This window comes from Rivibacter subsaxonicus (assembly GCF_004217215.1).
Taxonomy (GTDB): Bacteria; Pseudomonadota; Gammaproteobacteria; order Burkholderiales; family Burkholderiaceae_C; genus Rivibacter; species Rivibacter subsaxonicus.
Genome location: NZ_SHKP01000005.1, coordinates 67,501 through 84,108, shown reverse-complemented (window position 1 = coordinate 84,108; position 16,608 = coordinate 67,501). Strand labels below are relative to the sequence as shown.

19 protein-coding genes (1 of these 19 only partly in view) are annotated in these 16,608 nt (G+C 70.8%); 11 read left to right on the top strand and 8 right to left on the bottom strand.

The annotated features are described in order from the left end of the window. The first annotated feature begins 66 nt into the window (after nt 1-66). From EV670_RS06385 to EV670_RS06370, 4 genes are all read left to right on the top strand, one after another. Nucleotides 67-696, top strand: a complete 630-nt coding sequence (locus EV670_RS06385) for an alpha/beta hydrolase (RefSeq protein WP_130431011.1) — start codon at nt 67-69, stop codon at nt 694-696. Between the two features lie 25 nt (nt 697-721). Then, nucleotides 722-1,891, top strand: a complete 1,170-nt coding sequence (locus tag EV670_RS06380; protein WP_130431010.1) for a D-alanyl-D-alanine carboxypeptidase family protein — start codon at nt 722-724, stop codon at nt 1,889-1,891. A 164-nt stretch (nt 1,892-2,055) separates the two neighbouring features. After that, nucleotides 2,056-2,973, top strand: a complete 918-nt coding sequence (locus EV670_RS06375; RefSeq protein WP_130431009.1) for an aminotransferase class IV — start codon at nt 2,056-2,058, stop codon at nt 2,971-2,973. A gap of 50 nt (nt 2,974-3,023) precedes the next feature. Further along, nucleotides 3,024-3,305 (top strand): DUF493 family protein, encoded by a 282-nt coding sequence (locus EV670_RS06370; RefSeq protein WP_130431008.1) that lies wholly within the window; start codon nt 3,024-3,026, stop codon nt 3,303-3,305. Nucleotides 3,306-3,461: 156 nt separating this feature from the next. On the opposite strand, the gene EV670_RS06365 is transcribed toward EV670_RS06370, so the two are convergent. From EV670_RS06365 to EV670_RS06350, 4 genes are read right to left on the bottom strand one after another with little or no spacing between them, the layout of a single operon-like run. Further along, nucleotides 3,462-4,751 carry a HupE/UreJ family protein gene (locus EV670_RS06365; RefSeq protein ID WP_242616865.1) on the bottom strand — a complete coding sequence of 430 codons (1,290 nt, stop codon included), beginning with the start codon at nt 4,749-4,751 and terminating at the stop codon, nt 3,462-3,464. After that, on the bottom strand, nt 4,748-5,947 hold the full coding sequence (locus EV670_RS06360; RefSeq protein WP_130431007.1) for a hypothetical protein: 1,200 nt from the start codon (nt 5,945-5,947) through the stop codon (nt 4,748-4,750). The genes EV670_RS06365 and EV670_RS06360 overlap by 4 nt, the downstream gene beginning before the upstream one ends. An 18-nt stretch (nt 5,948-5,965) precedes the next feature. Then, a complete protein-coding gene (locus EV670_RS06355) occupies nt 5,966-6,241 on the bottom strand; it encodes a hypothetical protein (RefSeq protein ID WP_130431006.1) in 276 nt (91 codons plus the stop codon). Nucleotides 6,242-6,263: 22 nt separating this feature from the next. After that, a complete protein-coding gene (locus EV670_RS06350; RefSeq protein WP_130431005.1) occupies nt 6,264-7,850 on the bottom strand; it encodes a DUF4331 domain-containing protein in 1,587 nt (528 codons plus the stop codon). 119 nt (nt 7,851-7,969) lie between these two features. Between EV670_RS06350 and lipB the strand changes: the two genes are divergently transcribed. The 3 genes from lipB to EV670_RS06335 all read left to right on the top strand — a co-directional run bounded on the left by lipB (nt 7,970) and on the right by EV670_RS06335 (nt 11,014). Then, nucleotides 7,970-8,638, top strand: a complete 669-nt coding sequence (gene lipB / locus EV670_RS06345; protein ID WP_130431004.1) for a lipoyl(octanoyl) transferase LipB — start codon at nt 7,970-7,972, stop codon at nt 8,636-8,638. 285 nt (nt 8,639-8,923) lie between these two features. Further along, nucleotides 8,924-9,913 (top strand): lipoyl synthase, encoded by a 990-nt coding sequence (lipA, locus tag EV670_RS06340; RefSeq protein ID WP_130431003.1) that lies wholly within the window; start codon nt 8,924-8,926, stop codon nt 9,911-9,913. Between the two features lie 144 nt (nt 9,914-10,057). After that, nucleotides 10,058-11,014: a DMT family transporter gene (locus tag EV670_RS06335; RefSeq protein ID WP_130431002.1), complete on the top strand. Its 957-nt coding sequence runs from the start codon at nt 10,058-10,060 to the stop codon at nt 11,012-11,014. A gap of 9 nt (nt 11,015-11,023) precedes the next feature. On the opposite strand, the gene EV670_RS06330 is transcribed toward EV670_RS06335, so the two are convergent. Continuing rightward, nucleotides 11,024-11,533, bottom strand: a complete 510-nt coding sequence (locus EV670_RS06330; protein ID WP_130431001.1) for a TlpA disulfide reductase family protein — start codon at nt 11,531-11,533, stop codon at nt 11,024-11,026. A gap of 29 nt (nt 11,534-11,562) precedes the next feature. Between EV670_RS06330 and EV670_RS06325 the strand changes: the two genes are divergently transcribed. Further along, nucleotides 11,563-12,261 carry a DUF4197 domain-containing protein gene (locus EV670_RS06325; RefSeq protein WP_130431000.1) on the top strand — a complete coding sequence of 233 codons (699 nt, stop codon included), beginning with the start codon at nt 11,563-11,565 and terminating at the stop codon, nt 12,259-12,261. On the opposite strand, the gene EV670_RS06320 is transcribed toward EV670_RS06325, so the two are convergent. After that, the gene (locus EV670_RS06320; protein WP_207225015.1) at nt 12,258-13,391 is read right to left on the bottom strand and encodes a hypothetical protein; all 1,134 of its coding nucleotides are present in this window, start codon (nt 13,389-13,391) and stop codon (nt 12,258-12,260) included. The genes EV670_RS06325 and EV670_RS06320 overlap by 4 nt on opposite strands. Nucleotides 13,392-13,536: 145 nt before the next feature. Continuing rightward, nucleotides 13,537-14,829 (bottom strand): CaiB/BaiF CoA transferase family protein, encoded by a 1,293-nt coding sequence (locus tag EV670_RS06315; RefSeq protein WP_130430999.1) that lies wholly within the window; start codon nt 14,827-14,829, stop codon nt 13,537-13,539. A gap of 26 nt (nt 14,830-14,855) precedes the next feature. On the opposite strand from EV670_RS06315, the gene EV670_RS06310 reads away from it, so the two are divergent. Genes EV670_RS06310 through EV670_RS06300 form a run of 3 tightly spaced genes read left to right on the top strand, consistent with a single transcriptional unit; the run spans nt 14,856 to nt 16,151 of the window. Then, the gene (locus EV670_RS06310) at nt 14,856-15,386 is read left to right on the top strand and encodes a hypothetical protein (protein ID WP_130430998.1); all 531 of its coding nucleotides are present in this window, start codon (nt 14,856-14,858) and stop codon (nt 15,384-15,386) included. 56 nt (nt 15,387-15,442) lie between these two features. Beyond that, on the top strand, nt 15,443-15,913 hold the full coding sequence (locus EV670_RS06305; protein ID WP_130430997.1) for a PTS sugar transporter subunit IIA: 471 nt from the start codon (nt 15,443-15,445) through the stop codon (nt 15,911-15,913). Then, on the top strand, nt 15,882-16,151 hold the full coding sequence (locus EV670_RS06300) for an HPr family phosphocarrier protein (RefSeq protein ID WP_130430996.1): 270 nt from the start codon (nt 15,882-15,884) through the stop codon (nt 16,149-16,151). Before EV670_RS06305 ends, EV670_RS06300 begins: the two co-directional genes overlap by 32 nt. A gap of 3 nt (nt 16,152-16,154) precedes the next feature. On the opposite strand, the gene EV670_RS06295 is transcribed toward EV670_RS06300, so the two are convergent. Then, nucleotides 16,155-16,608, bottom strand: partial view of a GNAT family N-acetyltransferase gene (locus tag EV670_RS06295; RefSeq protein ID WP_130430995.1) — the 3' portion only. The gene runs 407 nt beyond the window's last position; 454 of the gene's 861 nt are visible here — the last part of the coding sequence; its start codon lies beyond the right edge, outside the window — the gene reads right to left on this strand; the stop codon is at nt 16,155-16,157.

Genomic DNA, 16,608 nt, shown 5'->3' with positions numbered 1-16,608 from the left:
GCCGCCGATCGACGCTTGCTGCCGCTGCCGGCCGTTTCTCGCTGGCGCCCACTGCTGTACCCCTCCATGAACGCGCAGACCCAGAACTTCAGCATCCACGGCCCGGCCGGTGCGATCGAGTGCGCGCTCGACCTGCCCGCGGGCGTGCCGCAGGGCTGGCTGGTGGTCTGCCATCCGCACCCGCAGTTCGGCGGCACGATGGACAACAAGGTGGTGCAGACCGTCGCCCGCGCCGGCGTCGCGCTCGGGATGGCGGCGGTGCGCTTCAACTTCCGCGGTGTCGGCGCCTCGGCCGGCACCTGGGACGAGGGCCAAGGCGAGGTCGACGACGCGCTGGCCGTGATCGAGGCCATGCGCGAACGCTTTGCCGCGCTGCCGGCCTTCGCGCTGGCCGGTTTTTCCTTCGGCGGCTATGTCGCCGCCACCGCCGCGGCGCGCCTGCCGGCCGCGCTGCAGCCGCAGCGCCTAGCGCTGGTGGCGCCGTCGACGCTCAAGCACGAGGTGCCGCCGGTACCTTCCCACACCCTGCTGGTGCATGGCGAGACCGACGACGTGGTGCCGCTGTCGGCCTCGCTGGACTGGGCCCGCCCGCAGCAGTTGCCGGTGCTGGTGGTGCCCGGCGTCGGCCATTTCTTCCACGGTGCGCTGCACATCCTCAAGGCCGCGCTGCTGCGCGCCTGGGCAGCGCCGACTTGAACCTTCTTCCGGAATCCCCTTCGCCATGAACCCTCTTCTGCGCTCCCTCGTCGCCGGCCTCGCGCTGGCCGCCACCGCCGTCGGCTTGCTGCCCGCCGCCCAGGCCCAGGTGCCGCAGGCGCCCGAGATCGCGGCCCGTTCGTGGCTGCTGCTCGACCTCAACACGGGCCAGGCGCTCGGCTCGCGCGAGCCGGACCAGTCGGTCGAGCCGGCCTCGCTGACCAAGCTGATGAGCGCCTACGTCGTGTTCCAGGCGCTGCGCGACGGCAAGCTCTCGCTCGAGCAGACGCTGCCGGTGAGCGAGCGCGCCTGGCGCACCGGCATGACCGGCGCCTCGCGCAGCTACCTGCCGCTGAACAGCCAGGTCAAGGTCGACGACCTGCTCAAGGGCATGATCGTGCAGAGCGGCAATGACGCCACGGTGGTGCTGGCCGAGGGCGTCGGCGGCTCGGTCGAGAACTTCGTGGCGATGATGAATCGCCAGGGCCAGGCTTTCGGCCTCAAGGCGACGAGCTTCAAGAACCCCGAAGGCCTGACTGCGCCGGGCCACATGAGCACCGCGCGCGAGCTCGGCGTGATCGCCACGCGCCTGATCAAGGACTTCCCCGAGTACCTGCCGTACTACTCGATCAAGGAATTCACCTTCAACAAGATCAAGCAGCCCAACCGCAACCTGCTGCTCTACCGCGACCCGAGCGTCGACGGCCTCAAGACCGGCTACACCGACAACGCCGGCTACTGCCTGATCGCCACCGCGCGGCGCGACTTCCCCAACGGCCAGCGCCGACTGCTCAGCGTGGTGCTCGGTGCGGCCTCGATGGAGGGGCGCGCGGTCGAAAGCCAGAAGCTGCTGAACTGGGGCTACGGCGCCTGGGACGCGGTCAAGCTCTTCGACGCCGGCCAGTCGGTCGCGGTGGCGCCGATCTGGAAGGGCAGCAGCAACACCGCCAAGCTCGGCAGCCTGCAGCCGATCTACGTCAACGTACCGCGCGGCGCCGGCAACGCCCTCAAGACCGACATCCAGCGCACCGATCCGCTGGTGGCCCCGCTCGCCAAGGGCGCGCCGGTCGGCAAGATCGTGGTCCGGGCCGGTGATGCGACGGTGGCCGAGGTGCCGCTGGTGGCGCTCGAGGGCGTCGAGAGCGCCGGTATCTTCGGCCGCGCCTGGGATTCGCTGCGTCTGTGGATCAAGTGAGTCTTCGGCTCCTTGATCATCTTGATGACTTCCCCCGCTCACTGCGTTCGCCGCCCCCGAGGGGGCGTGGCGCGCCCTCGACGGCCGCCGTCGCGCGGCTGGCGTGACAGCGGCCGGTACGCGCGCTACCCTGCGCCCTCGATCACCCTGTCACGAGCCTCCCGATGAGCGACTGGAGCACGCGTCCCAGCTATCTCAACGGCAGCTTCATGCCGCTGGGGCAGGCGCGCGTGTCGCCGCTCGATCGCGGCTTCATGTTCGGCGACGGCGTCTACGAGGCGCTGCCGGTCTACGGCAGGCGCCTGTTCCGGGTCGACGACCACCTGGCGCGCCTCGAGCGCAATCTCGGCCGGCTGCGGATCGACAACCCGCATTCGCGTAGCGAGTGGATCGCGCTGGTCCGCGAACTGGTGCGGCAGCTGGTCAACGGCGACGGCGCCGAGGACCAGCTGGTCTATCTGCAGGTCACGCGCGGCGTGCCGCTGGCGTCGATGGCGCCGCGCGACCACGTCATGCCCGAAGGGATCGAGCCGACCGTGTTCATGATGACCGGCCCGCTGCGGCCGCCCTCGGCGCAACAGCGCCACGAGGGCGTGGCCTGCATCAGCGCGCGCGACTTCCGCTGGGAGCGCGGCGATCTCAAGGTCACCTCGCTGCTCGGCAACGTGCTGGCGCGCCAGATCTCGGCCGATCAGGACGCAGTCGAAACGGTGCTGCTGCGCGACGGCCCCAACGGTTCCGCATTCCTGACCGAGGCCTCGGCCTCCAACGTCTGGATCGTCAAGGACGGCGCGCTGATCGGCCCGCCCAGGAGCGAGCACATGCTCGAGGGCATCCGCGTCGAGCTGCTGCGCGAGCTGTGCGAGGACGAGGGCGTCGCCTACTCGCTGCGGCCGGTGCCCGAGAGCGACCTGCGCAGTGCCGACGAGGTGCTGCTCAGCTCGGCCACCAAGGAGGTGCTGCCGGTCACGCGGATCGACGGCGAACTCGTCGGTCATGGCGCGCGGCGCGGCAAGCCGGGGCCGGTCGGCGCCAGGCTGTACGCGGCGTACCAACGGGCCAAGGCCGAGCAGTCGATCTAGCTGGCTTCGCGGCGCGTTGAGATCGCGGCCGCTGCCCCCATTTGCTTGCGATGAAGACGATGGACATCCCCGCCGACCGCTCGCTGATCGAGTACCCGAGTGCCTTCCCGATCAAGGTGATGGGCGCCAATGTCGATGGTTTCGCCGAGGCGATTGCCGCGCTCGCACGCGAACACGATCCTGCCTTCGACGTGGCGACGATGGAGGTGCGCCCGAGCAAGGGCGGCAACTACCTCGGCCTCACGATCACGATCACCGCCACCAGCCGCGAGCAACTCGATGCGCTGTACCTGGCGCTGACCGGGCATGCGATGGTCAAGGTGGTTCTCTAGAAGCTGAGCGTTGCCCTCAGTCGCGCCATGCGCGGCTCGACCGGGTGGAGGTGGCGATCGTCTGCCCCTGCGGTCGAACAGGTTGATGACGCCGAGCGTGAGGCTGAGGCTTCGCGTCGACGGCCAGCACGGGCTTGCTGTGGCGATGTGGAGTCGTCACGGCAGGGCTTGCAGGTCAAAGACGCGCTCTACGAGCCACAGCAATGCGAGCGCCAGGATCGCCAGCGAGCCGCACGGCAGCAGCACGCGCCGGTAGAGCGCGGTGCCACGCAGCGTCCACGCCAGCGGCAGGAACAGGGCGACGATCAACAGCTGCCCGATCTCGACGCCGAGGTTGAAGGACAGCAGCGGCACGACCAGGTTGCCGCGCTCCAGGCCGATGTCGCGCAGCACCGAGGCGAAGCCGAAGCCGTGCACCAGCCCGAAACCGAAGGCGAACGCGGTGCGTCGGCGCAGCAGCATCGGCCAGAGGTTGTCGATCGCGGCGAAGGCGACGCTGGCGGCGATCAGCGATTCGACCCAGCGCGAAGGCGGATCGAGCAGGCCGAGCGCGGCCAGCGCCAGCGTGATCGAGTGGGCGAGGGTGAAGGCGGTGACGATGGCGAGCACCTTGCGCAGCACTGGGCGCAGCGCGGGCGCCGGTTGCCAGGCGAGCGCCGCGGTCGACGGCGCCTGGGCCGCGGGCGGCGCCGGCAGCAAGGCATCGCCCGGTGTCGCGAGCGCGAGCCGGCACGTGCGCAGATTCATCAAGGCCTGCGTCGGTGCCGTGGCCTCGGTCGTGGGTCGCGCCGCGCGCAGCAGCACCGCTGGTAGCAGCAGCGCGAGCAGGAACAGCACATGGTCGGTGCCGATCAGGATGTGGTGCACGCCCTCGCGCACGAAGCCGATCCAGCCGGTCGGCGCCGCCGGCGCATCGGCGGTTGCCGGAAGCTCGATGTCGAGCGCGGGCGCGTCAGGCCCGAGCACATGAGGCCGATCGCCGCCGGGCGTGCCGCTCACGAGCACGATGCCGCGATGGGTCGGGTCGCTGGCGGCGAACAGCGTGTAGCGCAGTTCGAGCCGGCGCGGCGTCGGCGCGCAGGCGAGCGTCTGCACCAACACCGCGTAGGGGCCATCGGAATGCTCGTCGAGCTGCGGCACGCCCCGGCTTACGACCGCGCAGCGGCCGTCGGCGCCGGCGAGCCGCACGCCGGCGGCGGCCAAGGCCTCGATCTCGGTCCAGCGCCCGCGCAGCTCGCCCCAGGTGATGCGACCGTCGCCGTCGGCATCGAGATCGAGCTCGCGGTCGAGGTCGCGCACTGCGATGTCGAGGCGCTGCTCGACGCGTCCTGGTTCGCCAGGCAGCAGTTGCAGTCGCAGGTAGGCGTCGCTCGGCTTGTGGGCCGGCACCGGCAGCGCGGCCAGTGCCAGCAAGCCGGCCACCAGGCAGGCGCGCAGTGCGCTCACGGCCGGACTCCGGCGAGCAGCTGCGAGCGTGCCGGCGCCAGCTGCGGCGCCTGCAGCCGCGCATCGCGATAGCCGGTCTCGCGCATGAACTGCCACACCGGCTCGGCGGCCTCGGGGCGGCCGGCGGCGCGCGCGGTGCGCACCAGCAGCAGGGCGTCGGCTGGCTCCTTCTGCTGCGCCCACTGGGCCTGCGCGAGGCCCAGCGCGCGCGCCGCGTCCTCGTCCAGGTCGAGCGCGGCGCGCGCCTCCTCGCGCGCATGGAGGCGATCGCCGCGCAGGCGCGCCGCCTCGAAGCGGGCCTGCAGCGCGGCGCGGTTGGCGGCGGCTTCGGGCTGCCCGAGCCGGCGCTGGGCGATCGCCAGGCGCAGCAGCAACGCGTCGGCAGCCTTGGCGCCAGCCAGCAGCGTCGGTACCTCGGCGGTTCGGCCGTTGGCCAGCAACCAGTCGGCGTAGGCGGCCAGGCGGTAGGTGTCGGGTGCGTGCAGGGCGGCTTGGTAGAGCAGGCCGGCCCGCGCATCGCCGCGGCGCTCAGCCAGCTCGGCGCGTACCAGCGCGATCCACGCGGCCTCGGAGGGCGCGGCGCGGGCCGCCAGCGTGGCGAGCAACTCAGCGGCCGGCGCCGTCCGGCCGGCAAGGCTGTCCAACTCGGCCATGCAGACCCGCGCCGGCAGCGCAGCAGGGCCGCTGTCGAGCAGGCGCTCGCAGTGAGCTCGTGCCGCATCGAAGCGGCCCAGCACCTGCAGCACGCCGGCGGCGCTGAGTTCGGCCTGCGCGCGCAGCGCGGGAGCAGCGCGCGGATCGTCGTGGACCTTGGCGAAGTCGGCCAGCGCTGCCTCGAACTGATGCTGGCTCTGGCGCACGATCGCACGCAGCAGCCGTACGCCGGCGGGCGGATCGGCCAGCCCCCACCAAGGCGCGAGCGCGGCTTGCGCGGCGCCGAGTTCGCGCGGATCGCCGTCGCGGCGAGCGCGCTCGATGGCGGACTGCGCCACGCCGAGCGCCAGCGGCAGCGAGGCGGGTTGCTGCTGCAACTGGCGACGCAGCTGGCGCTGGTCGGCCTCGGAGGCGGACTCGAGGCCGCGTGGGCGCACCGTGGCGACCACGGTGGCATCGCTGGCCGGTACATGGAGTGCGGCGCCGACGCTGCCGGCCAGCCCGGCAAGAACCAGCGCCAGCAGGCGCGACAAGGCTCGCATGCTGGCGCTCCCTTCCGCTCAGCCGATGGGCAGCGGCTCGCCGCTGTCGTCGACCGGCGACGCGTCGCCCAGCGCGCCCAGGCCCAGGGCCTCGGCGCTGTCGCTGGGTGCCAGCGCGGCGGCGTAGTCGGTGAAGGCCCGGCTCGAGGCCACGGCCGAGATCGGCACCTCGGTGGCCTCGGCCACCGGCGCTGGCGGTGGCTGCTCGTAGTCGCCGCCGCCGCTGCAGCCGGCGAGTGCAAGGCAGGCGAGCGCGATCAGCGCCGCCGCACGGGTCAGTGATGTGCTTTGCATGAGGATCTCCTTGAGCGATCGCTCAGCGGCGATTGGCCGCCGAGCGCTGCGGCTCGGCGCCGATGCCGGCGCCGGCGATCGGCGTGTTGAGGTACGGAAAGCCCGACAGCAGCGGCACCACCGCCTGGTCGACCGCGTCGTGCAGCTTGAATGCCGTGGTGCCGAGCGGCACCGCCGAGGGCTTGCAGGCGCCGCCGAGTCCGAAGGCGTCGGTGTCGCCGTTGGCCACGCACAGCCCGCCCATCACCGCCACCAGCGCGACGTCGACCACGTCGTCCTTGGGCCGGCGGCCGTTGGGGAAGCCGGCGTTGTCCGATCCGCCGGCCAGCACGTTGCCGACGATGCCGAGCCGGTTCTGCTGCGCGAAGGGGACCGCGGCGATCGCGGTGTTCAGGCGCAGCATCTCAGAGGGCACCACGCCGGTGGGCTGGTTGACGCCCTTGATGCCGGTCAGGAAGGTGGTGACGAGATCGGTGCGCGGGAAGTTGGTCGGCGCGATGCCGGGAAGCGCCAGCGCGATCTCGAGCAGCGCCGGCAGCGAGGGGTTTGTCACGTAGTCGGCGAACTGGCCGTCGTCCCTGGGCCTGGAACCGTTGAAGCGGTCCTTGTCCTTGAGGCCGATGACAACCTCGTTGACCAGCGGCATGCCGAGTCGCGAGACCTGGGTCCAGGCGCCGCCGACCTTCTCGGTGGTCTGGTGGCCGGGCTTCGGCGTCGGGTCGAGCAGGCGGGCCTGGCGCAGGCTGGCGCTGGTCCAGCCGCCGATGACGTTGTCGCCGGCGACCAGGCAGCTCTTGTGGACCTCGAGAGCGAGCGTGCTGACGTTCTTGTCGCCGATGGTGTTGGGGACGGCGCCGATCAGCGTCGGGTCGGTGATCACGGCCACCGGTGCGTTGACCAGATCGAAGATCGTGCCGAGGTTGACCGCGAAGGGGTCCTGGCGCTGGCCGACGAAGACCCGGCCCGGCATCGTGCAACCCGGGATGCCGACCGTGTAGACATGCCTGGCGGCATAGGCGGGGTAGTCGGGGATGGTCTTGCTGCCGATGTTGTCGACCGGCTTGGCGAAGCGGGTGCCGCCGATGGCTTCGGTCAACGCCACGGCGGCGCCCTTGCGGCGGTCGCCGCGTACCAGCGTCACGCTGAAGCTCTCGCCTAGGTTGAGCCTGGGGTCGGAGACCTGGCTGACCTGGCCGGCCTGCACCAGCGGGATCGCGATGTTCTTGCCGCCCACCGGCAGCGCGACGCCGCTGTCGCCGGCCAGCTGGTTCCTGAAACGGAACTGGAACGTCAGGTCCTCCTTCGCGTCGCCGTTGTTGTCGAGATGGATCTCGTAGAGCGCGTTCGGGTCCAGCGCGAAGTAGTTGGGCCCGCCGTAGGCGTCCTGCAGCGGCTGGTAGTTGGCGATCAGCGTCACGTAGCCGGCGCGCCCCGGCTCGTAGCTCATGAACATGTAGAAATCGGTGGCGTCGACCTTGGGCGCGGTGGTGATGAAGGGCGCCTCTCGGTGACTGGAGGCGAGGCTGTCGCCAGCGGCGGCGAGGCCGCAGACCGCGGCGGCCGCGACGGCGGTGGTGCGCAGGATCGAAGGGAGCGGGCGGGGATTCATGCGGTTCTCCTTGCTGCGGAAGGACTCCTGCCATGACCAACTGGTCACGACTGGGAGGCCTTACGCGGGCCCGCGCCGGATGGATGCGTAGACTGCTATGCGCACCCCCTAGAACGACGATGCTGATCCGCCCGCTCGCCCGCTGCGACTACCTGCCGACCTACGAGGCGATGCGCGCCTTCACCGAGGCGCGCGACGAGCACACGCCCGACGAGCTCTGGCTGTGCGAGCACCCGCCGGTGTTCACCCAGGGCCTGGCCGGGAAGGCCGAGCATGTGCTGGACGCCGGCGGCATTCCGGTCATCGCCACCAACCGTGGCGGCCAGGTCACGTACCACGGGCCGGGGCAGGTGGTGGCCTACCCGCTGGTCGACCTCCGGCGCCTCGGCATCTACGTCAAGGAGTACGTGTTCCGGCTCGAGCAGGCGCTGATCAAGACGCTCGAGGACTGCGGAGTCACCGGCCACCGGGTGGCGGGCGCGCCGGGCATCTACCTCAAGCTCGACGACCCCTTCGGCCATACACGGCTGCCGAGCCCGCCCGATCCGCGCGAGCCCTGGCGCGGCATCGGCAAGGTGGCCGCCCTGGGTATCAAGGTGAGCCGCCACCACAGCTATCACGGGCTGGCGCTCAACGTGGCGATGGACCTGAGCCCCTTCGATCGCATCAACCCCTGCGGCTACGCTGGCCTGCGCACGGTGGACCTGCGCTCGATCGGGGTCGAGGTCGGGGTGGCCGACGTGGCAGCGGCGCTCGCGCGCCACCTGCAGGTCTACCTGCAGCGCTAGCAGGCTGTTGAAGTACCCGCGACCCCTGCAGGCATTTCAACAGCCTGCTAGGGCCTGCGATCGGCAATCGTGCGCACGCCGGCCCTGAGCCTGGATGCGGCGCTCGACTTCACGAACGCCAAGTTCGAAGACGAGAAGGGCAACATCAGCATTCCTCGCTGGGCCCGACCTACTCGTTCTGAGCCATCGCGCCCGGCCCGGCCGGGTGCCTGCGAGCCGTCCCTGCCGGGACGGCTATTTCCCGGCGGTCGCAGCCAGGCAGGGGTGCCCGCCTAAAATCGCGGCATGAGCACCCCACCGATCGCCGCCGACGCCGCCGCGGCGACCTACGACCCCACCGTCAAGCAGAAATCGCAGGCCAAGACGGCGCGCATCCCGATCAAGGTGGTGCCGGCCGAGGTGCTGAAGAAGCCGAGCTGGATCCGCGTCAAGGCCGGATCGCCCAGCACCCGCTTCTACGAGATCAAGAACATCCTGCGCGAGCACAAGCTGCACACGGTGTGCGAGGAAGCCTCGTGCCCGAACATCGGCGAGTGCTTCGGCAAGGGCACGGCGACCTTCATGATCATGGGTGACAAGTGCACCCGGCGCTGCCCCTTCTGCGACGTCGGCCACGGCCGCCCGGACCCGCTCGACGCCGACGAACCGCTCAACATGGCCAAGACCATCGCGGCGCTGCGGCTCAAGTACGTGGTGATCACCAGCGTCGACCGCGACGACCTGCGCGACGGCGGCGCGGCGCATTTCGTCGAATGCATCCGCAAGACGCGCGAGCTTTCGCCCGGCACCCAGATCGAGATCCTCACGCCCGACTTCCGCGGCCGTGCCGACCGTGCGCTCGAGATCCTCAAGGCCGCACCGCCGGATGTGATGAACCACAACCTCGAGACCGTGCCGCGCCTCTACAAGGAAGCGCGGCCGGGCTCCGACTACCAGTTCAGCCTCGACCTTCTCAAGCGCTTCAAGGAGTTCGCGCCAGGGGTGCCGACCAAGAGCGGGCTGATGGTCGGCCTCGGCGAGACCGACGAGGAGATCCTGGCGGTGATGCGCGACATGCGCGCCCATGGCATCGACATGCTGACCCTCGGTCAGTACCTGGCGCCCAGCGGTCACCACCTGCCGGTGCGGCGCTACGTGCATCCGGACACCTTCGCGATGTTCGAGCGCGAGGCCTACGCCATGGGCTTTTCCCATGCTGCCGTCGGTGCGATGGTGCGCTCGAGCTATCACGCCGACGAGCAGGCCCACGCCGCCGGCCTGCCGACCGCCGTCTGAGCCTGCCGCCCCGCATCTGAGCGGGGTCGGGCCGCGGTGGCGGCATCGGGCAAGTGGCTTTGGTCACGGGCGGCACGTCGTGGCCCGCCAACAGCATGTCCCTGGGGGATGTACGGCCAGCCGCAGGCTCGTAGTGTTGGGGACATGAACCCGAATGCTGTGGCCAACTTCTGCGCACTCGGCGCGATCGCGTTGTGGTCGACACTCGCCGTCCTGGGCGTGAAGCTGGCGCATGTGCCGCCGTTCCTGCTGACCGGCCTCGCGTTGCTGGTCGGCAGCAGCCTGGTGTGGCCGGCGGTGGCCATGAAGCCGGCACGCTGGAAGGTGCCGGTCGAGGCGGTGGCGCTCGGCGTCTACGGGCTGTTCGGCTTTCACCTGCTGCTGTTCATCGCGCTGCGCCAGGCGCCGCCGGTGAACGCCAACCTGCTCAACTACCTGTGGCCCCTGCTGATCGTCGTGCTGGCGCCGGTCTTCCTGCCGGCGGTGAAGCTGCGGCCGCAGCATGTGCTGGCCGCCGTCACCGGATTTGCCGGCGCCGCGCTGGCGATCGCCGGCGGCGATCCGGACGCCGCTCCGGGCGCGGGCGCCCGTGGCAACGCCGACGTCGGTGCCGTGTTCTGGGGCTACATGGCGGCGCTGGGCTCGGCCTTCATCTGGGCGACCTACTCGCTCGGAACCCGGCGCCTGGCCGACGACGGTGCCCGCGTGCCGACCTCGGCGATCGGCCTGTTCGGTGCGATCTCGGGCCTGCTGGCGCTGCTCTGTCACGTCTGGTTCGAGCCCTCGGTGGTGCTCGGCATGCGCGACATCCTGCTGATCGGCTTCACCGGCCTCGGCCCGCTCGGCCTCGCCTTCTACCTCTGGGACCGGGCGTTCAAGCTTGGCGACCCGCGCACGATCGGCGTCCTGAGCTACCTGACGCCGCTGGCCTCGACGCTGTTGCTGGTGCTCGCCACCGGCCGCAGCTTCTCGGGTGGCCTGCTGCTGGCGGCGGTGCTGATCAGCGGCGCGGCGATGCTGGCTCTGCGCGCCGACGACGCTCCGGCGGATTCGCGGCTGGCGCCTGAGCACGACGCCTCGCCCGACGGCCACACGGCCTGAAGAGCCTGCTCAGGACTCGTCGAGCAGCCGGTCGATCGTCGCGTGGAGTTCGGCGAAGTCGGGTTCGCCGACGAAGCGCTTGACCACCTCGCCGCGCCGGTTGACCAGCAGCGTGGTCGGCGTCAGCTGCACGTCGCCGAACCGGCGCGCGATCTCGCCGGTGTTGTCGATCGCCACCTTGAACGGCAGGCCGCGCGACTGCGCGAAGTTCACGACATAGGCCGGCGGGTCGTAGCTCATCGCCACCGCCAGCGTCTCGAAGCCGCGCGCGTTGAACTTGCGGTGGGTCGCGATCAGCTCCGGCATCTCCTTGACGCAGGTCACGCAGCTGGTTGCCCAGAAGTTGACCAGCACCACCTTGCCGCGCAGATCCGTGGTGCGCTGGGTGCTGCCGTCGAGCAGGGTGTAGGGCACGTCCGGCACGGTCGCCTTGGGCGACAGCGCCCATAGCGCTGCCACGGCGCCGATGACGAAGAGGACGGCGACGATGGCCGCTACATTGCGCTTGCTGCTGGTCATGAACAGACCGTTTCGGGGAGAGTTCGTTGATGGATCCGGATCGCCGCAAGTCTATCGGCCGCCTGCTGGCCGGCTGGGGCGCAGGGTTGTCGGCCGCGTGGCCGTCGCTGGGGCAGGCCCTCGAGTTGAGCCAGGCCGACGCTTCGGCCGGCGTCAAGGCGGCGCTCGACCGAGGTGCGGACGCCGCGGGCAGTTTGCTGGGTCGTCCCGATGGATTCCTCGGCAACCCGAAGGTTCGCATCCCCTTGCCGGCCGGCCTGGAGAGCGCCACCAAATTGCTCAAGATGACCGGCCAGAGCCAGCGAGTCGACGAACTGGTGACCGCGATGAACCGGGCCGCCGAGGCGGCGGTGCCGGCTGCCAGGCCGCTGCTGAAGCAGGCGATCCGGCAGATGACGGTGGCCGACGCGAAGCAGATCATCAGCGGCGGCGACACCTCGGTGACCGATTTTTTCGCCGCCAAGACTCGTGCGCCGCTGACCGAGCGCTTCCTGCCGATCGTGACCGAGCAGACCGAGCGGCTGGCGCTGGCCCAGCAGTACAACGCGGTGGCGGGGCAGGCCGCCAGCTACGGCCTGGTGAAGAAGGAGGATGCCAACGTGCAGCAGTACGTCACGCGCAAGGCGCTCGACGGGCTGTTCCTGATGATCGCCGAGGAGGAACGCAAGATCCGCCAGGATCCGGTCGGCACCGGCAGCGCGATCCTCAAGAAGGTCTTTGGTGGCTAGAAGCTCTTGCTGAGCTCGAACACGATCGCCGACGGCAGCGACTTGGCCAGGCCGTCGCGCCCCACCCGGGCGTAGTTCTGGCCGTTGAAGCCCGAGACCTCGAAGGCCTCGCCTTCCTCGGCCACCTCGACGAAGGCAAAGCCCGGCACCTCGTCACGGATCTCGTCGGCCAGCGTGTCCAGTCGCTCGCTGCGCAGTGCCGCCTCGAACACGATGGCGTGCGGCAGCGCCTCCCGGCAGAAGCCGATCGCCTCGTCGACCGAGCCGACGAAGTCGAGCAGCAGCCCCATGTCGGCGATCGCGCTGCGCACCGCCATCCGCATCTCGCGGCGTGCCGCCACCACCAGCACATGGCTGCCGGCCAGCGGCTTGGAGTTGAGACTGGTGCCGAAGCCGTCCTCGAGGTCGATCGCGGTCACGCCCTCGATCGATTCGTTGACCGTGCGCGGGAACTCGAGAGCCAGGCTGACGCGGTTGCCATCGACTTCGCGGTCGAGCAGCAGGCCCATCGCCGCTGCGCCCTGCCTGAGCAGGTGCCAGTTCAGCGAATCGAGCGTCGGGGCATCGATGTCGGCCAGTGCGTCTTCCTGCCGCGGCTCATGGGTGAAGCGGCACAGCACGCAGCCATGCGCCGGCCAGCTGCGGGTATCGACGCCGAAATCGATGCTGGCATGGGCGCATTCGATGGCCCAGTCGAGCAGCGCGTTGAGCAGGCCGAACAGCAGCGCCGGGTCGACCAGCACCTCGATCGGTCGCGTGCTCTGGCGCACCTGGATGCCGCGCGATCCGACCTCGCGGCTGCGCTGGGCCAGCACCGACTGCAGGGTGCCGGCCAGGTTGAGCCGCTCGTGCGACTGCCGCAGCCGCTTGGAGGCATAGCGCGCCAGTTGCTGCGCCACCATGCCGGCGCGGCGCGCGCGTTCGATCTCGGCGCGCAGCGCGCGCAGGCCGCCACGATCGATGCGGCCGGTGGTGGTGAGCTGGATCACGCGCTCCAGCGCGGCGCTGAGCGGCCCGCCGACCTCGCGCCCGATCTGTGCCGCCAGTTCGGGCCAGGCATCGGCAGCCAGCGAGCCGCCGGAGGCAGCCTCGGAGTCGGTGGCGAGCGTGGGCTTGAGGATGGCATTCATCGGCGGCGGCACCATGTCGAATCTGGACGCACCGACATCGCCGGAGCACAACCCTGCACTCTAGGGATGACCGCCATCGGCCGCCAGCGGCCCACCCCCGACTGCGGGGCGCGGCTGTCCCGAGGTGGCGGGCTCGGTTCAGAACCTAGCCGGCCGTCGTTCGGCCGAAGGCGCCTTCGGCCCGGGCCTGCGCGATGCGGCTCGAGTCCCAGCCCAGCCAGTCGGCCAGCGCCACATCTTCGTGCTCGGCCAAGCGGGGCGGCACCAGCCGGGTCTGCGGGGGCGTCGCGGACAGCTTCATCGGGCTCGCCACCAGGCGCAGCGCCGCCTGGTGCGGGTGGGCGACCGTCTCGACCATGGCGCGCGCCTGCACCTGCGGGTCGGCGAAGACCTGGTCGAGGCGGTTGATCGGTCCGCAGGGCACCTTGGCGGCCTCGAGCGCGGCGAGCCAGTCGGCAAGCGGACGTTCGCGCAACCAGCCGGCGAGGATCGGCACCAGCTGTTCGCGGTGGCGGACCCGTTGCGGGTTGGTGGCGAAGCGGGCGTCGCGAGCCAGTTCCGGGTGCCCGGCCACTTCGCAGAAGCGCGCGAACTGGCCGTCGTTGCCGACCGCCAGGATGATGTGGCCGTCGGCGGCCTCGAAGCTCTGGTACGGCACGATGTTCTGGTGCGCGTTGCCGGCGCGGCCCGGCACCTGGCCGCTGACCAGGTAGTTGGCGCCCAGGTTGGCCAGCATCGCGACCTGGGTGTCGAGCAGCGCCATGTCGACCTGCTGGCCGCGTCCGGTGGCTTCGGCGTGGCGCAGCGCGGCGAGGATGGCGACGGTGGCGTAGAGGCCGGTGAACAGGTCGGCGACCGCGACGCCGACCTTCTGCGGGCCGCCACCGGGGCGGTCGTCGCGCTCGCCGGTGACGCTCATCAGGCCGCCGAGGCCCTGGACCGCGTAGTCGTAGCCGGCGCGCTCGCGGTAGGGGCCGGTCTGACCGTAGCCGGTGATCGAGCAGTACACGAGCCTGGGGTTGAGCGCGGCCAGCGAGGCGTAGTCGAGACCGTGGCGGGCCATGTCGCCGACCTTGAAGTTCTCGACCAGCACGTCGGCCCGCAACGCCAGTTCGCGGATCAGCGCCTGCCCGGCCGGCGCGCCGAGGTCGACCGCCAGCGAGCGCTTGTTGCGGTTGGCGCCGAGGTAGTAGGCCGACTCGGCGGTGTCCTGGCCCTCGGCGTCGCGCAGGAAGGGCGGGCCCCAGCCACGGGTGTCGTCGCCGCCAGGGTGGTCGGCGCCGGCCGGGCGCTCGATCTTGAGCACGTCGGCGCCGAGGTCACCAAGGGTCTGCGTGCACCAGGGTCCGGCCAGCACGCGCGAGAGGTCGAGCACGCGGATGCCGTCGAGCGCGCCCGGGCCTGGTGAAGAAGGAGCGGAGGGCTGCATCCGGCCCATTCTGCCGCGCTGCCGATAATCGGCCGATGTCGATTCCCGTTCCCGCCGCCAGTGCGCCGCTGGCACTGATGCTGGCATTGCTTGCCGCCTGCACGCCGACGCTCGACTGGCGCGAGGTGCGCCCGACCGGCAGCAAGCTGGTCGCGCTGTTTCCGTGCAAGCCCGAGCGCGTCACGCGTGCGTTGCCGCTGGCGGGGGCCGAGGTGCAGTTCGAACTGCTGGCCTGCAGCGCCGACGGCAGCACCTGGGCGCTGTCGAGTGCCGACCTGGGCGATCCGGGCCGGGTCGCCGCTGCGCTCGACGAACTGCGTCGGGTGCGCGTGCTCAATCTCGACGGTCGCGAGACCGCCAGTGCGCCATTCGTGCTGCGCGGTGCCACGCCACACCCGGGCGCGCTGCGCTTCGAGGTCACGGGCCGTCGCCCCGACGGCACCGCGGTCGGCGAGACTTCGGTCGTGTTCGCGCAGGGCACGCGGGTCTTTCACGCCGCCGTGCTCGGCGCGGCGCCGGCGGCTGCGGTGCAGAACTTCATCGACGGCCTGAAGCTGCCAGGCTGAGGCCGCGGCCCGGGCCGATTGGCCCTCGAGTCGCCGCATGGATATATTCGACGCCAATGGCCGGACTGCTGATCATTGCTCACGCACCGCTTGCTTCGGCGCTCAAGGCGGCCGGCAGCCACGCCTTTGCCGAGGCCGCGGCGCTGCTGGAAGTGGTCGACGTCGACGCTGCGCTCGCGCCCGAGGCGATCGAGGCGCGCTGCCGCGCCGCGCTCGAGCGCGCGCTCGCGTTGCCCGGGCGCAGCGAGGTGCTGATCCTGACCGACGTGTTCGGCGCCACGCCGAGCAACATCGCGCAGCGCCTGGCCGACGGAGTGCGGGTCAAGCTGGTGACCGGCGTCAACGTGCCGATGCTGTGGCGAGCGCTGAACTACGCGCACGAGCCGCTTGACACCCTGGTCGCCCGCGCGGTGGCCGGGGCCACCCAGGGCGTGATGCAGATTGCCAGCGCCCGACCCCAGAACCAGGCCCAGTCACCGGGCCCGCGACCTGCCGATGATCTCGACTCGCATCACCATCAACAATAAGCTTGGCCTGCACGCCCGCGCCTCGGCCAAGCTCACAAAGCTGGCCGGCAGCTATCCCTGTGAAGTGTTCATCAGCCGCGGCAGCCGCCGCGTCAACGCCAAGAGCATCATGGGCGTGATGATGCTGGCAGCCGGCATCGGCACCGAGGTCGAACTGGAGACCGACGGCGAGCGCGAGCAGGAGGCGATGGACGTACTGCTTGCGCTGATCAACGACAAGTTCGGCGAGGGCGAATAGACCTCAGTTGCCGCCCTCGTGCAGGAAGTGGCGCCGGTACTTGGGCGGCAGGTCCTCGATGCGCATCAGCAGCGGCAGATCGGCGGTGTTGAAGTCGGGGTCCCAGGCTGGCGGCCCGAGCACCTTGGCGCCGCAGCGCAGGTAGCCCCTGATCAGCGCCGGCGCCTCGACCGGCTGGGCGGTGCGCAGTTCATCGACCGGCAGCGGCAGGCGCGGCCGCACCTGCCATTCGATCGCCGCCAGGTGGCTGTGGCGCAGTTGTTCCCACAGGTTGGCCGCGAGGTGGCCACCATCGCGCATGCCGATGCTGGCGCAGCCGACCATCGCGCTCAAGCCGTTGCGCGTCATGAACTCGCCCAGCGCGCCCCACAGTGCCAGGATGGCGCCGCCGTTGCGGTGGTCCGCATGCACGCAGGAGCGACCCAACTCGACCATCGAGTCGCGCAGCGGCCGCAGC